Here is a 14,907-nt window from a genome sequence, read left to right as displayed (position 1 = left end):
CCCGTTCCCATTCCGAACACGGAAGTTAAGCTCTTCAGCGCCGATGGTAGTTGGGACCTTGTCCCTGTGAGAGTAGGACGTCGCTAGGCGAGCAAAAACCAGTCAAATCGACTGGTTTTTTTGTGTTTGATTTTAATTATCATCTATACTCGAGACGAGTATTTATTTCCTTGAAAATATTTTTGTATCAATAAGGATTTTGTAATAGATATAAATAAATAAAATAGGGAACTTTTTCTGTTGAAATAGATAAAAATTGTTGAATAAAGGGGTAATCCTCTGTTGAATAGCTATGGAGTAGGTCACTCCACCATTCTGTTTCATAACGTGAAATCATACTAAGGTTATACATTAATAAATAATGAGCTAATAATTCTGGGAAACAGTTCATCTGCTGGCGTTCCATTGGTAGAAAATACTTTTGTTTATATAATTCATATGCTAGTGGTGAACAGCTTAGCGCATTCCAATTTGAATGGGAGATGTGAAATGATAAATACTTTCCTTCGTCTGTAGATTGTACATATTTCCACTGTAAATGATGGCAAGTATTTTCTATGTAGTCAACCAATCGATCCTTAGTCATATGATAACTATCTAATACTTCTATTGGGATAGACAAAGTGTGGGCATTTAATTTCTCGAGCTCATAAAAGAGGGAAACCCGTTTACTATATTTAAATAGATCCACTAACTCTGGAATTCTTTTTAGCAGCATTTCCATTGTAAATTTTTCTCCCTCTAAATGTTTCATGTGGAACATTTTTTCTCCAATATGAGTGAATAGTCCAAGTTTTTGAATCTTTACTTCATCCTGCAAAAACTCATAACTTTGTTTTTTTCGTTTCCTAGTAGTAGCTCCATGAGCCAAAACAGAAGTGGATTCTGGATACTCTGGATCTACTGTGAGCAAGCAGGCTTTAAACAGTTGAATCATGCCGTAAAATAAAAGAACAGGCTTGATAGATAAAGGTGACAGACGTGAGAGATCATAATAATTTTTTCCATGTTCTAAATAATAGATAAAAGGGTAACAATTTTCGAAACTTTTTTTTTCTGCTTCTGCAAGTCCTAATTTTTTATAGCAATTATAGAGATAATTTTGTGTGTTGGAAGAAGAAATAAAAAAGCTTAATTTATGCCAAGTAGATTCGTTATTCATCATAATTAAATGGCTCCTTTAATAAACTAAATATTCTAACATATACATACTTCCTTGACAGTATTTTATCCAATTGTTAATCTACTAATAATATTTTAGGAATCATAGGGGGAGTAATTGTATGTGGGAAAGTAAATTTGTAAAAGAAGGTTTAACGTTTGATGATGTATTATTGGTTCCTGCAAAATCAGAAGTTCTGCCACGTGAAGTATGCATAAAGACTGTTTTATCTGATACATTACAGTTAAATATTCCGCTTATCAGTGCTGGAATGGATACAGTAACAGAAGGCGAAATGGCTATTGCAATGGCTCGTCAAGGTGGCTTAGGGATTATCCACAAAAACATGTCTATTGAGCAGCAAGCTGAGCAAGTTGACAAAGTAAAACGCTCTGAAAGTGGCGTTATCACAGACCCATTCTTCTTAACTCCAGATCATCAAGTATACGATGCAGAACATTTAATGGGGAAATATCGTATTTCCGGTGTTCCAATCGTAAATAACGAATCCGAACAAAAATTAGTTGGTATTCTAACAAACCGTGATTTACGTTTCATACAAGATTATTCCATTAAAATTTCAGATGTTATGACAAAAGAAAATCTAATTACTGCTCCAGTTGGAACAACATTAAGCGAAGCAGAAAAGATTTTACAAAAGCATAAAATTGAAAAGCTTCCTCTAGTTGATAAAGACGGTGTATTAAAAGGTTTAATTACAATTAAAGATATTGAAAAGGTTATTGAATTCCCTAATTCAGCAAAAGATAAACAGGGGCGTCTTTTAGTAGGTGCTGCTGTGGGTGTTACAGCAGATGCTATGCTTCGAATAGATGCACTTGTAAAAGCAAATGTAGATGTAATTGTAGTTGATACTGCTCATGGTCACTCTAAAGGTGTAATAGAAAAGGTAAGTGAAATTCGAACTAAGTATCCTAAACTGAATATTATCGCAGGTAACGTAGCGACAGCAGAAGCAACACGCGAACTAATTGAAGCAGGGGCTAACATTATTAAAGTAGGAATAGGACCTGGATCAATCTGTACAACTCGTGTTATTGCAGGGGTTGGTGTCCCTCAATTAACAGCGGTATATGATTGTGCTACAGAAGCACGCAAGCATGGAGTACCAGTGATTGCAGACGGAGGTATTAAATATTCTGGAGATATCGTAAAGGCTTTAGCTGCTGGAGCTCATGTAGTTATGTTAGGAAGTATTTTTGCTGGTGTTTCTGAAAGTCCTGGAGAAACAGAAATTTTCCAAGGCCGCCGATTTAAAGTATATCGTGGTATGGGATCAGTAGGAGCGATGGAAAAAGGAAGTAAGGATCGCTATTTCCAAGAAGGAAATAAAAAACTTGTTCCTGAAGGCATTGAAGGACGAGTTCCTTATAAAGGACCTCTTTCCGATACGGTTGATCAGCTAATTGGTGGATTGCGTTCAGGTATGGGCTACTGCGGTGCTCAGAATTTAGAGTTTTTACGTGACAATTCACAATTTATTCGCATGTCCGGTGCAGGTCTGAGAGAAAGTCACCCTCATGATGTACAAATAACAAAAGAAGCACCGAACTATTCATTGTAATATTACATTTCTTGACAGAGATAGTCTATCTCTGTCTATTTTTTTTGAAGTGTGTTAGAATAACGCTTATGTGAGAATTTTTAAATTGGAGGTAGCAATGTGAAAGTTTCTTTTCAAACTCGATTATTTGTCGTTTTGAGTGTGTTTGCGCTATTGTGCAGTATTTTTACATATCAACCTAAATTAACTTTTGCACAAGGTGCGTTAGATATTCAAGCTGAAGCTGTTATTATGATTGAAGCAGATTCAGGAAAAATTTTATTCCAAAAAAACCAAGATACTGCATTACCAATTGCTAGTATGACTAAAATGATGACAGAATATCTTGTTCATGAGGCAGTTAAACAAGGAAAAATAAAGTGGGATCGAAAGACAACTATATCTGAATATGCTTATGAAATTTCACAGGACCGTCAATTGTCGAATGTTCCTTTAGAGAATCAAGGAACTTATACAGTTCAGGAATTATACGAAGCAATGGCAATTTATTCAGCTAATGGGGCAACAATTGCGTTAGCTGAACTTATTGGCGGCACTGAAGCAAACTTCGTCAAAATGATGAATGCTAAAGCAAAAGAATTAGGACTTACAAGTGCAAAATTTGTTAATTCTACAGGTTTAACTAATGAGGATTTAAAAGGAAAAGGTCCACTTGGAGAAAATGCTACGGGTGAGAACATATTATCTGCCAAAGATTGTGCTGTGTTGGCTCGATATTTAATAAAAGAATATCCAGATGTATTAAGTACAGCTGCAATTCCTGTGAAAATCTTCCGAGAGAACGGAAAATACCCGATAACAATGATCAATTGGAACAAAATGCTTCCTGGATTAGGATATACTTATACTGGTGTAGATGGGCTCAAAACGGGGCATACTTCGGCTGCTGGATACTGCTTTACCGGTACAGCAGAACAAAATGGTATGCGTTTAATCACGGTAGTCATGAAAACAAATTCTGAAGCTGCACGTTTTGCAGAAACGAAAAAGCTTCTCGATTATGGCTTCACTACTTATGAGGTAAAAGAATTATATCCAGCGGGCTATCAATTAAAAGGTAAAAAAACTATTTCAGTACCAAAAGGAAAAGACAAAGAAGTTTCTATTGCAACAAAAAAAGCTGTAGTTGTACCGGTACCGATTGGCGTGAAAAATCCGTATAAAGTGAGCTATAAACTTAATAAGAAAGAATTAGAAGCTCCAACTAAAAAAGAAACAAAAGTTGGCTATATGATTATAAAAAGCACAGAAGCTGATGATGCTGGTTTTGTTTCCGGCTCTGAACTGAAAACAGAAGTAGTGACCAAAAAGAGTGTCGAGAAAGCAAATTGGTTCATACTCATGTTCCGTGGAATAGGTTCTTTCTTTGGCGGACTTTGGTCAAGTGCAGTAGATGCAATTAAAGGCATATTCTAATCCCCTGATTACAGGGGATTTTTTGTATACTAAAAATATAGGAGTAAGAGATGAAGGGCATAATCATCTATAAAGATGATGTGCATCATGTCTTATTAGTGGAAAAATAAGACTGCTTTCATTGAGCGTATTTTTGGTTTATTCAATAACTTGCATAGATTTACTTTCTTTATATTTATTCAGATTAAACAGATTGGATTTCATTTGATTTTGTACGATTGGTTGATAAAAAAATAGTAGACAAGTCTGTGATAAGTAATGATAGAATGTAAGAGTATTCTTGATTTTATAAGGAAAATCTATAGGGAGTAATATATAGAGAGGGGTATTAATGATGTTAAATGTAACAGGTACGGAGCGTGTAAAACGTGGGATGGCAGAAATGCAAAAAGGCGGCGTTATAATGGACGTTATCAACGCTGAGCAAGCTAAAATCGCAGAAGAAGCAGGGGCAGTAGCTGTAATGGCATTAGAGCGCGTTCCTGCAGATATTCGTGCAGCTGGCGGCGTATCACGTATGGCAGATCCAACAATTGTAGAAGAGGTAATGGGTGCCGTATCTATCCCGGTTATGGCGAAATGCCGTATTGGTCACATTGTAGAAGCACGCGTGCTAGAGGCTTTAGGCGTAGATTATATTGACGAGAGTGAAGTCTTAACACCTGCAGATGAAGTATTCCACTTGAATAAACGTGATTATACGGTTCCGTTTGTATGCGGATGTCGCGATTTAGGAGAAGCAGCACGCCGTATTGGAGAAGGCGCTTCCATGCTTCGTACAAAGGGAGAGCCGGGAACAGGAAATATTGTCGAAGCTGTTCGTCATATGCGTCAGGTAAACTCTGAAATTCGTCAGGTAGCAGCTATGCGTGAGGACGAATTGATGACTTACGCTAAAACAATTGGTGCCCCTTATGAAGTTTTATTAGAGATTAAGCGTCTTGGACATTTACCAGTTGTAAACTTTGCAGCAGGTGGAGTAGCGACTCCAGCAGATGCTGCGTTAATGATGCAATTAGGAGCAGATGGTGTGTTCGTGGGTTCGGGTATTTTTAAATCTGAAAATCCTGCTAAATTTGCTCGTGCGATTGTAGAAGCAACAACTCACTATGAAGATTATGAATTGATTGCAAGCCTGTCTAAAGGATTAGGTAACGCTATGAAGGGGATTGAAATTTCATCTTTATTACCAGAACAGCGTATGCAAGAACGTGGTTGGTAATATAAAGGGGTTTACAACATGATTACAATTGGGGTATTAGGTCTGCAAGGTGCTGTTCGTGAGCATATAAAGGCAGTAGAAGCTTCAGGTGCAAAAGGTATAGTAATAAAAACGATAGAACAACTTCAAGAAATTGATGGTTTAATCTTGCCGGGTGGAGAAAGTACAACTATGCGTCGTTTAATTGACAAGTATGGCTTCATGGAACCTTTACGTCAATTTGCCCGTGAAGAAAAGCCGATGTTTGGTACTTGTGCAGGTATGATTTTACTCGCAAAGAACCTTGTGGGCTACGAAGAGGCACATATTGGTGTAATGGATATTACAGTAGAGCGAAATGCGTTTGGAAGACAGCGTGAAAGCTTTGAAGTGCCGCTTTCGATTAAGGATGTGGGGGAAGACTTTATTGGCGTGTTCATTCGTGCTCCGTATGTTGTAAGTATAGGTGAGGAAGTAGAAGTGCTTTCTACCCATGGAGAACGAATGGTGGCTGTTCGTCAAGGACATTTGCTAGCAGCGTCTTTCCATCCTGAATTAACAGACGATCACCGTATGGCAGCTTACTTTGTAGAGATGGCAAAGGAAGCAAAAATAAAAAAAGTGGTATAAGTTTCTTGCAAGTTGATAAACATTATAGTAAATTGAGGATAAACTTATATCTATAATACGTTGATAGGAAGCAGTAACAAGTGTTTTCTTCTTTCAGAGAGTCGGTGGAAGGTGAAAATCGACAGAAGAACCTTGTGAATCCATCCTAGAGTGAAGTGCGGAACAAATAGTAAGCACTTCCGGCGAAGAGCCGTTATATTCTGCTAAGAGGAAGGCATATGCCTTCAATTAGGGTGGCAACGCGGGTTAACTCTCGTCCCTTTTTAAGGGACGGGAGTTTTTTATTTTGTTTAAAAAGACAAGGAGGTTTTGAAACATGTTAGATATTAAATTTCTTCGTGCTAATTTTGAGGAAGTAAAGGCAAAATTACAGCATAGAGGAGAAGATTTAGCAGATTTTGGACGATTTGAAGATTTGGACATTAGGAGAAGAGAACTTTTAGTGCAAACAGAGGAGTTAAAAAGCAAGCGTAATGAAGTATCTCAGCAAATCTCTATATTAAAGCGTGAGAAGAAGGATGCAGAAGCTTTAATTTTAGAAATGCGTGAAGTAGGAACAAAAATTAAAGATCTTGACGATGAACTTCGTGTGGTAGAAGAAGATTTAGAGCGCCTCATGCTTACAATTCCAAATATCCCGCATGAATCAGTCCCAGTAGGGGAAACAGAGGATGATAATGTGGAAATCCGAAAGTGGGGAGAGATTAAAGACTTTGGATTTGAGCCAAAGCCACATTGGGATATTGCTACAAACTTAAGTATTTTAGATTTTGAACGTGCAGGTAAAGTCACAGGAAGTCGTTTTGTATTTTATAAAGGTCTAGGAGCGAGACTAGAACGTGCTTTATTTAACTTTATGTTAGATTTACATACAGAGGAGCATGGTTATCAAGAAATTCTACCTCCATATATAGTAAATCGTGAAAGCATGACAGGAACAGGACAACTGCCAAAATTTGAAGAAGACGCATTCAGAATAGAAAGTGAAGACTATTTTTTAATTCCAACAGCAGAGGTTCCTGTGACTAACTTGCATCGCGATGAAATTTTGAATGGTGAGGAGCTGCCAATTCAATACGCAGCATTTAGTGCATGCTTCCGTTCAGAGGCGGGTTCTGCAGGACGTGATACACGCGGATTGATCCGCCAGCATCAATTTAATAAAGTAGAGCTTGTAAAATTTGTGAAGCCCGAGGATTCTTACGCAGAGTTAGAAAAACTTACAAATAATGCGGAGCGTGTATTACAGCTTCTGGGGCTTCCGTACCGTGTAATGAGCATGTGTACAGCAGATTTAGGATTTACAGCTGCAAAAAAATATGACATTGAAGTATGGATCCCAAGCTATGGAACATATCGTGAAATTTCTTCTTGCAGTAATTTTGAAAGCTTCCAAGCACGTCGTGCGAATATTCGCTTCCGTCGAGCTGCAAATGGAAAGCCAGAACATGTTCATACGCTAAATGGTTCAGGTCTTGCAATTGGTCGTACAGTAGCTGCTATCTTAGAAAATTATCAGCAAGAAGATGGATCTGTAATTATTCCAGAAGTACTTCGACCGTATATGGGAAGCAAAGAAGTGATACAATAATGATAAATAAGGGAAGGGAATATCCTCTTCTCTTATTTATATTTTATGCTTGACGCATGAAATAAGTTTTAGTATAATTTCTTATGTCAATAAGGAGGAATACCCAAGTCTGGCTGAAGGGATCGGTCTTGAAAACCGACAGGCGGTGCGAGCCGCGCGGGGGTTCGAATCCCTCTTCCTCCGCCATAATACCATTGACAAAAGCGCATATAAGTGGAGATTGAAAAACTCGTTACCTAGCGTAACGAGTTTTTGTTTTATGGGACTAAATTTGAACAAATTTAAAAATTTTAGTGCAACGTGTATAATCAAAGAGCATACAGTTTAGTTTATTCATTATTCTTGTATTATGCATGAAAGGAGTCAAAATGGATATCATTATACAAACATTTCCTTTACCAGAAAAAACACTTTATTATGTTCAGTGCCCTGTTTGCAAGCAGAATCGTATTTTGAATAGTACATTTAATGTATCGAATATAGTAAGTCAAGAAGCATTTCGTAAACTATGCGGATGTACGTGTAAACATGACGAATCAGTCCAAAAGAAACCTGTACGTAAGGGTAAAATGATGACAGCTGTTATTAATGGAAAAGAAATGACAGTAAAAGAAATATCAGAAGCATACGGTTTAAGTACAAGTACTGTACGGCAACGTATTAACGTAGGAAAAACAGAAGAAGAAATTATTGCGCCGACAAAGCGTAATATGAAAAAATCCGTGCAGTAATCTGCACGGATTTTTATTTATCTCACTAATCTTTTTGTTTGTTGTAAGAAATGTCCTATTTTTTTGATGATCGGTTCAATTGATTCTTCATTTTGAACAATGTCATATTCGTTGATATTTAATCTTAATACAGGGCAAGCATTAAAATTATTTATCCATGCTTCATAGCGTTCATGCATTTCCTTCCAGTACTCAAGAGGAGTTTGCTGTTCCATTGGACGCCCTCGTTCACGAATACGGTCAATAATATCCTCAAAAGATCCTTCTAGGTAAATTAATAAATTTGGATGAGGAAAATACGGTGTCATGACCATAGCATCAAATAAACTTGTATATGTTTCATAGTCAATTTCTGTCATTGTTCCTTTTTCAAAATGCATTTTGGCAAAGATACCTGTATCTTCATAAATAGAGCGATCTTGAATAAATCCCCCACCATATTCAAAAATTCGTTTTTGCTCTTTAAAACGTTCTGCTAAAAAGTAAATCTGCAAATGAAAGCTCCAGCGTGTGAAGTCTGCATAAAATTTATCTAAATATGGGTTTAAGTCCACTTTCTCAAAAGAAGTACGGTATCCGAGGGATTTTGCAATTGCGTTTGTCATTGTGGATTTTCCTACGCCTACCGTACCAGCAATTGTAATTACTGCATCATTTGGGATGTCGTATTTTTCTCTAAGGTTCATTGTTGTTTAATCTCCTTTTTTAAGGTATTTTCCAACATCGATATAATGTACTGCCAATCATTTCTGTTGTTTACGAAATCTAAATCATCACCGTTGAATTTTAGCACAGGGATGTCAGGGTGGGTTAGTTTGAAGTTCTCCATTGCTGTTTCATAATCCGAAATGAGTTGTATAAGATAGTTGGGGTCAATATTCTTTTCGAACTCACGTCCCCGTATAGCAATTCGCTCTTGTAACGTGTTCAGGCTGGCTGTCAAATAGACGATAACATTTGGAGCCGGCATGTCTTTCGTAAGAATATCATAAATTTGGATGTATTTATTATATTGTTTTTGCTGTAATGAACGTTTGGCGAAGATAAGATTTTTGAAAATATGATAATCCGCTACTACCGGCATATTTTTCTTTAAGTATTTTGTTTGAATGTCTTCGATTTGTTTATATCTATTACAGAGAAAAAACATCTCTGTTTGAAAACTCCATTCTTGTATATCTTCATAAAATTTTCCTAAAAAAGGATTCTCATCAACAATTTCTTTAAGTAGGTTCATTTGGAAATGGTTTGAAATAGATTTTGCCAGTGAAGTTTTTCCAACACCAATTGGTCCTTCAACCGTGATAAAAGGTATAACTGCCATCGTTGCTCCTCCTCATAAAGGGCGTCAAAAGACGTACAAAAAATCAAAACAGGATTATTGTAGCATAAGACTGGAAGGAACGGACCAAATATTTTTAAAAACCCTATTAGAAAAATTAAACATACACTGAAAAAGCTGTCTTAGTGGGAAGGGTGATTAAATAAGCTTTTTATATTTGAAGAATCTTGAATATTCGCTTTTAGTACATTTTCCATTACTGTCAATGCATGATTATTATCCTTGTCATCGTTGGAAGCAATACAATCTTTTGGAACATACAGTTTATAATTTCTCATATGTGCATCATTTGCGGTGAATAACACACATATATTTCCAGCGATTCCTGTCAAAATGACGTTTTCGATTTTTAAATATCCTAGTAAGCTGTTTAAGGGAGTTTCATAAAATGCTGAATAATGAGGTTTAATTAAAAAATAATCATCATCATCAGGCTGGATTTTTGAAAAAATAGGAGAACTCAATTCATTTTTACAGTTTACGATGATTTTATCCATATTGGCTTGCCAAATTCCATAATGGTCATTAATGTAGATGATAGGAGCCTGATGTTGCTTGAGAAAATGTTTGATATATAAAATGTTATCTGCTATTGCATAACATTTGTTCGCTAGAGAAGGACCATGTTGGAAGTTAAAATCGTTGATCATGTCAATAATAAGCAGGGCGGTATTATTTATGTTCATCTTTCCGTCTCCTTTCTATTTGGTTATAGTTTGACTATAAAGCAGAAACTTATTTGTTTAGAAAAAAGGAATGAATTATCATGGAACGCGATGAATATTTTATGAGGCTTGCTATTAAGGAAGCAAAAAAAGCAAGGGAAATAAACGAAGTACCGATTGGTGCTGTAATTGTACTTGAAGATAGGGTAATTAGCAGTGCTCATAATTTAAGGGAAACAGAGCAGCGTTCAATTGCGCATGCAGAACTCCTTGCGGTGGATGCAGCCTGTAAAAGTTTGGGGAGTTGGCGATTAGAACAAGCTACTTTATATGTAACATTGGAGCCTTGTCCCATGTGTGCAGGAGCTATTATGTTATCACGTATAAAACGTGTAGTTTATGGTGCTAAAGATCCTAAAGGCGGATGTGCAGGTACTTTAATGAACTTGCTTGATGAGAGCCGCTTTAATCATCAAGCAGAGGTAGTAGCCGGTGTCTTAGAAGATGAATGCAGCTCACTGCTCACAAATTTCTTTCGGGAGCTTCGCCAGAAAAAGAAACAGGAAAAGATGGATAAAAATACTTGTACGTAATACATTGCTTTTTTTTTACAAAAAAGTTATACTGATAATGCCTTCAATAAGGCAAACTAAATATGGTTTTAACTTTGCCGTGCTAAGCGGGGAGGTAGCGGTGCCCTGTACTCGCAATCCGCTCTAGCGAGGCCGAATTCCTTCTCGAGGTTATGATGCTGTAGGGTCTGCCTCAAGTAAGTGGTGTTGACGTCTGGGTCCTGCGCAACGAGAATCCGTGAACCTTGTCAGGTCCGGAAGGAAGCAGCAATAAGCGGAATCTCTCGTGTGCCGCAGGGGTGCCTGGACTGAGCTAACTGCTTGAGTAACGCTTATGGCACATAATCGACAGAAGGTGCACGGCAGTTATTATACAAATAATTACTCACTCTATATGGAGTGAGTTTTATTTTTATCTGGCATCAATAAGTGTTGGTGGAAGTTACGTGGTGTTTGGAAATAACTTTGGAATACATACTAATAATAATGTATAATAAATGAGATATAACCTTTGAAGGAGGCAGTACTTTCGTGGCATATCAAGCGCTTTATCGAATATGGAGACCGCAACAGTTTGAAGATGTTGTCGGTCAAGAACACGTAACAAAAACATTACAAAATGCCCTTCTTCAAAATAAGATTTCTCATGCTTACTTGTTTTCAGGACCGCGTGGAACTGGAAAAACAACAGCAGCAAAAATTTTTGCCAAAGCTATTAACTGTGAACGAGGGCCTGCAGCGGAACCATGTAATCAATGTCCATCTTGTTTAGGGATTACTAATGGTACAATTTCTGATGTGTTAGAGATTGATGCGGCTTCTAATAATGGTGTAGATGAAATTCGTGAAATTCGTGATAAGGTTAAATATGCTCCTAACGCTGTTCGTTATAAGGTGTATATTATTGATGAAGTACATATGCTATCTATCGGTGCATTTAATGCTTTGTTAAAAACGCTTGAAGAACCTCCTAAGCATGTTATTTTTATTTTAGCAACAACGGAGTCTCATAAAATACCACCTACTATCATTTCAAGATGTCAGCGCTTTGAGTTTCGTAAAATCTCTGTGCAACATATTGTATCCCGTTTAAAAACTGTGTTGAATAATGAGGGGGTACAAGTTGAAGAAACAGCACTTCAAGTTGTTGCACGAGCGGCAGAAGGTGGAATGCGTGATGCGCTGAGCTTGATTGATCAAGCTATTTCTTACAGTGATGGATTGGTAACGGTACAAGATGTATTAGCAGTAACAGGTTCCGTTTCGCAACAACATATGGCGAAATTAGTAAAATGTGTATACGAAAATGATGTACCAGAAGCATTACGCATAGTGGGCCAGATGATGGATCAGGGGAAAGACCCTCTTCGTTTTATGGAAGACTTTATCTATTATTATCGTGATATGCTGCTTTATCAAACATCACCCGATCTTCAAGATTTGTTAGAGAGAGTAATTGTCGATATAGAGTTCCAGACATTGAGTGAAAAAATAACTGCATCTACTATCTATGAAGTGATTCACCTTCTTAGTAAAAGTCAGCAGGAAATGAAGTGGACCAACCATCCAAGAATTTTTCTAGAAGTTGTAATTGTTAAGCTGTGTCAGCAGTTTTTATTAACTAGCCAAAGTTCAAGTCAGTTGGAGCAGGTATTTCAGCGTATCCAAGAGCTTGAACAAGAATTAAAGGAAATAAAGCAAAATGGAGTACTGATTTCACAAGAGTCTATTGAGCAAACGTCCGAACGAAAACCATCTAAACCTGCTCGTACTGGAATGCGGTTGCCGATAGGACGCATACATGAAGTACTAAAAAAGGCCACTCGTAAGGATTTAGAGCAATTAAAAGGTGTATGGAGCGAGTTGTTGGAACAACTTAAGCAACAAAGTAAAGTATCCTATGCAGCTTTATTAGCTAGTAGTGAACCGGTAGCTGCTTCTGTTGATTCTTATGTACTTGCATTTAAATATGAAATTCATTGTAAAATGGCAAGTGAGAATGCAGAAGTTTTAGGTATAATACAGAGGCTATTATCTGGTATGCTAGGGAAAAGACTCAATATGATAGCAATTCCAGAATCAGAATGGGGAAAAATACGAGAAGACTTCCTAGAAAGCGAACCAAGAGAGGAAGAGCAGGAAGCAAATCCTTTAGTGGATGAAGCTATAAAATTGGTAGGAGAGCATTTGCTCGAAATAAAAGAATAATTTTAAGGAGGAATATAATATGATGCGTGGCGGAATGGGTAACATGAATAACATGTTAAAACAAATGCAAAAAATGCAAAAGAAAATGGAAGAGGCACAAGAAGAATTAGGTCAAAAAACAATTGAAGGAACTGCTGGCGGAGGAATGGTAACGGTAGTTGTAAGTGGTCATAAGCAAGTTTTAGAAGTGAAAATTAAAGAAGAGGTTGTAGATCCTGATGATATTGAAATGCTACAGGATTTAGTGCTTGCTGCAACCAATGATGCATTGAAAAAAGCAGAGGAGCTTACAGCATCAACAATGGGGCAATTTACAAAAGGAATGAACTTACCAGGCGGTTTATTCTAGGAGGCATATATAAATGCATTATCCAGAACCGATTTCAAAGTTGATAGACAGCTTTATGAAATTGCCAGGCATCGGCCCTAAAACGGCCGTTCGACTGGCTTTTTTTGTACTAAATATGAAAGAAGACGACGTATTAGATTTTGCTAAGTCGCTAGTAAACGCGAAACGTAATCTAACATATTGTTCAGTATGCGGTCATATTACTGATCGTGATCCTTGTTACATTTGTGATGACTCTCATCGAGATAAATCTACTGTGTGTATTGTACAAGAACCAAAAGATGTTATTGCCATGGAAAAGATGAAGGAATATCAAGGGGTTTATCATGTGTTGCATGGGGCTATTTCTCCGATGGAAGGAGTAGGGCCAGAGGATATCAAAATACCTGAACTTCTTAAACGATTGCAAGATGATACGATTCAAGAAGTGATTCTTGCGACTAATCCTAATATTGAAGGGGAAGCTACTGCTATGTATATCTCCCGTCTATTAAAGCCAACTGGAATCAAAGTAACTCGTATTGCTCATGGTCTCCCTGTAGGGGGAGATTTAGAGTATGCTGATGAGGTTACCCTTTCCAAAGCTTTAGAAGGAAGACGAGAGCTATAGTAGAGGTGTTTTGTTAGGAGGCGGCTTATGTTCTTTCGTAGAAAAGGATATTTACGAAAAGAGTTTGATGAGAATCTCGTTATATTATTAGAACAATTAAAGCAGGAATGGCTTAGAGAAAAACGAATTGTTGAAAATAGTTTAGAGCCATCATATGAAGTTCTTTGTCATTTGTCTATTGTAGAGGCTAAATATTTTTATATGCTACGTGAAGCAAAGAATCGAAAGGTGATAATGATAAAGAGATAAGGGTATGGTCTTTTTTTCTCTCTGTTACATACAAATAGTAGTACAAGTTATCACAATGGAAAGGGAGAGAAGGATTGAGCCATGTCATAATTATTTCGAGTGTCGTTGTGGTTATAGGATTGCTGCTATTTATAGGTGCACCAATAAAGCCAATTCGATTTATAGGCAATAGCGTTGTTAAAGTATTAGTGGGGGCACTGCTTTTATTTTGTTTAAATGTAATCGGACCCCAAGTTAATCTCCATATCCCTATTAACCTTGTTACTTCTTCAATATGCGGATTTTTAGGGATTCCAGGTTTACTTGCATTAACAGTGATTCAACTATATATTCTTGTTTAAGGGAACATGTATATGTTCTCTTATTTTTTTAAAAAAATATTGACCAATAAAAATAGGTATGATATATTAATAAGCGTCGTCAACGACATAAGAAATTAAACGTTGACACAGAGTAAATGTTATGTTAAATTATTAAAGTCGCTGATGAGCGATACATGAACTTTGAAAACTGAACAAAACAAGAAACAAACGTCAAGTTTTAAATGAGCAAGTCAAACACTTTTATGGAGAGTTTGATCCTGGCTCAGGACGAAC

Annotated in this window: 16 protein-coding genes, 1 tRNA gene, 1 rRNA gene, 1 other RNA gene and 1 other annotated feature; of the genes, 15 read left to right on the top strand and 4 right to left on the bottom strand. The window is 37.0% G+C overall.

Translation table 11 applies throughout. The annotated features are described in order from the left end of the window. A 5S ribosomal RNA gene (gene rrf / locus J7Q84_RS17975) occupies positions 1 to 89 on the top strand; the annotation flags it as partial. Between the two features lie 98 nt (positions 90 to 187). On the opposite strand, the gene J7Q84_RS17970 is transcribed toward rrf, so the two are convergent. After that, positions 188 to 1,165 (bottom strand): YaaC family protein, encoded by a 978-nt coding sequence (locus tag J7Q84_RS17970; protein ID WP_209096593.1) that lies wholly within the window; start codon positions 1,163 to 1,165, stop codon positions 188 to 190. A 118-nt stretch (positions 1,166 to 1,283) separates the two neighbouring features. On the opposite strand from J7Q84_RS17970, the gene guaB reads away from it, so the two are divergent. The 7 genes from guaB to J7Q84_RS17935 all read left to right on the top strand — a co-directional run bounded on the left by guaB (position 1,284) and on the right by J7Q84_RS17935 (position 8,316). After that, positions 1,284 to 2,747, top strand: coding sequence for an IMP dehydrogenase (gene guaB / locus J7Q84_RS17965; RefSeq protein ID WP_209096592.1), 1,464 nt, complete (start codon positions 1,284 to 1,286; stop codon positions 2,745 to 2,747). Between the two features lie 99 nt (positions 2,748 to 2,846). Next, positions 2,847 to 4,163: a D-alanyl-D-alanine carboxypeptidase family protein gene (locus J7Q84_RS17960; RefSeq protein WP_209096584.1), complete on the top strand. Its 1,317-nt coding sequence runs from the start codon at positions 2,847 to 2,849 to the stop codon at positions 4,161 to 4,163. 334 nt (positions 4,164 to 4,497) lie between these two features. After that, complete coding sequence (gene pdxS / locus J7Q84_RS17955) at positions 4,498 to 5,385, top strand: pyridoxal 5'-phosphate synthase lyase subunit PdxS (RefSeq protein WP_209096595.1); 888 nt, start codon at positions 4,498 to 4,500, stop codon at positions 5,383 to 5,385. A gap of 18 nt (positions 5,386 to 5,403) precedes the next feature. Next, the gene (pdxT, locus tag J7Q84_RS17950; RefSeq protein WP_209096582.1) at positions 5,404 to 5,994 is read left to right on the top strand and encodes a pyridoxal 5'-phosphate synthase glutaminase subunit PdxT; all 591 of its coding nucleotides are present in this window, start codon (positions 5,404 to 5,406) and stop codon (positions 5,992 to 5,994) included. A gap of 51 nt (positions 5,995 to 6,045) precedes the next feature. Continuing rightward, positions 6,046 to 6,258 (top strand) — a binding site (T-box leader). A gap of 52 nt (positions 6,259 to 6,310) precedes the next feature. Then, a complete protein-coding gene (gene serS / locus J7Q84_RS17945) occupies positions 6,311 to 7,585 on the top strand; it encodes a serine--tRNA ligase (RefSeq protein ID WP_209096580.1) in 1,275 nt (424 codons plus the stop codon). A gap of 93 nt (positions 7,586 to 7,678) precedes the next feature. Next, positions 7,679 to 7,771, top strand: a tRNA-Ser gene (locus tag J7Q84_RS17940). Positions 7,772 to 7,953: 182 nt separating this feature from the next. After that, positions 7,954 to 8,316 (top strand): helix-turn-helix domain-containing protein, encoded by a 363-nt coding sequence (locus J7Q84_RS17935; protein ID WP_209096578.1) that lies wholly within the window; start codon positions 7,954 to 7,956, stop codon positions 8,314 to 8,316. A 17-nt stretch (positions 8,317 to 8,333) separates the two neighbouring features. Here the strand turns inward: J7Q84_RS17935 and J7Q84_RS17930 are convergent, their stop codons facing one another. From J7Q84_RS17930 to J7Q84_RS17920, 3 genes are all read right to left on the bottom strand, one after another. Further along, positions 8,334 to 9,002, bottom strand: a complete 669-nt coding sequence (locus tag J7Q84_RS17930) for a deoxynucleoside kinase (protein ID WP_209096576.1) — start codon at positions 9,000 to 9,002, stop codon at positions 8,334 to 8,336. Further along, positions 8,999 to 9,640, bottom strand: coding sequence for a deoxynucleoside kinase (locus tag J7Q84_RS17925; RefSeq protein ID WP_209096573.1), 642 nt, complete (start codon positions 9,638 to 9,640; stop codon positions 8,999 to 9,001). The genes J7Q84_RS17930 and J7Q84_RS17925 overlap by 4 nt, the downstream gene beginning before the upstream one ends. Positions 9,641 to 9,780: 140 nt before the next feature. Then, positions 9,781 to 10,338, bottom strand: coding sequence for a cysteine hydrolase family protein (locus tag J7Q84_RS17920; RefSeq protein ID WP_209096594.1), 558 nt, complete (start codon positions 10,336 to 10,338; stop codon positions 9,781 to 9,783). 86 nt (positions 10,339 to 10,424) lie between these two features. Between J7Q84_RS17920 and tadA the strand changes: the two genes are divergently transcribed. The 7 genes from tadA (at position 10,425) to J7Q84_RS17885 (ending at position 14,652) form a co-directional block, all read left to right on the top strand. Beyond that, positions 10,425 to 10,916, top strand: a complete 492-nt coding sequence (gene tadA / locus J7Q84_RS17915) for a tRNA adenosine(34) deaminase TadA (protein WP_209096571.1) — start codon at positions 10,425 to 10,427, stop codon at positions 10,914 to 10,916. 77 nt (positions 10,917 to 10,993) lie between these two features. Continuing rightward, positions 10,994 to 11,258, top strand: an RNA gene (ffs, locus tag J7Q84_RS17910) — signal recognition particle sRNA large type. Between the two features lie 168 nt (positions 11,259 to 11,426). Next, positions 11,427 to 13,103 carry a DNA polymerase III subunit gamma/tau gene (dnaX, locus tag J7Q84_RS17905; protein WP_209096569.1) on the top strand — a complete coding sequence of 559 codons (1,677 nt, stop codon included), beginning with the start codon at positions 11,427 to 11,429 and terminating at the stop codon, positions 13,101 to 13,103. A 19-nt stretch (positions 13,104 to 13,122) separates the two neighbouring features. Then, positions 13,123 to 13,452 (top strand): YbaB/EbfC family nucleoid-associated protein, encoded by a 330-nt coding sequence (locus J7Q84_RS17900; RefSeq protein WP_209096566.1) that lies wholly within the window; start codon positions 13,123 to 13,125, stop codon positions 13,450 to 13,452. A gap of 13 nt (positions 13,453 to 13,465) precedes the next feature. After that, entirely contained in the window at positions 13,466 to 14,062 is a 597-nt protein-coding gene (recR, locus tag J7Q84_RS17895) for a recombination mediator RecR (protein ID WP_209096564.1), read from the top strand. 27 nt (positions 14,063 to 14,089) lie between these two features. Beyond that, the gene (locus J7Q84_RS17890; RefSeq protein ID WP_209096562.1) at positions 14,090 to 14,311 is read left to right on the top strand and encodes a YaaL family protein; all 222 of its coding nucleotides are present in this window, start codon (positions 14,090 to 14,092) and stop codon (positions 14,309 to 14,311) included. Between the two features lie 74 nt (positions 14,312 to 14,385). After that, a complete protein-coding gene (locus J7Q84_RS17885; RefSeq protein WP_209096560.1) occupies positions 14,386 to 14,652 on the top strand; it encodes a pro-sigmaK processing inhibitor BofA family protein in 267 nt (88 codons plus the stop codon). Positions 14,653 to 14,907: the final 255 nt, after the last annotated feature.

This window comes from Bacillus sp. 165 (assembly GCF_017742235.1).
In the GTDB taxonomy this organism is placed as follows: Bacteria; Bacillota; Bacilli; order Bacillales; family Bacillaceae_G; genus JAGHKQ01.
This window is presented reverse-complemented; position numbering and strand designations above follow the sequence as displayed.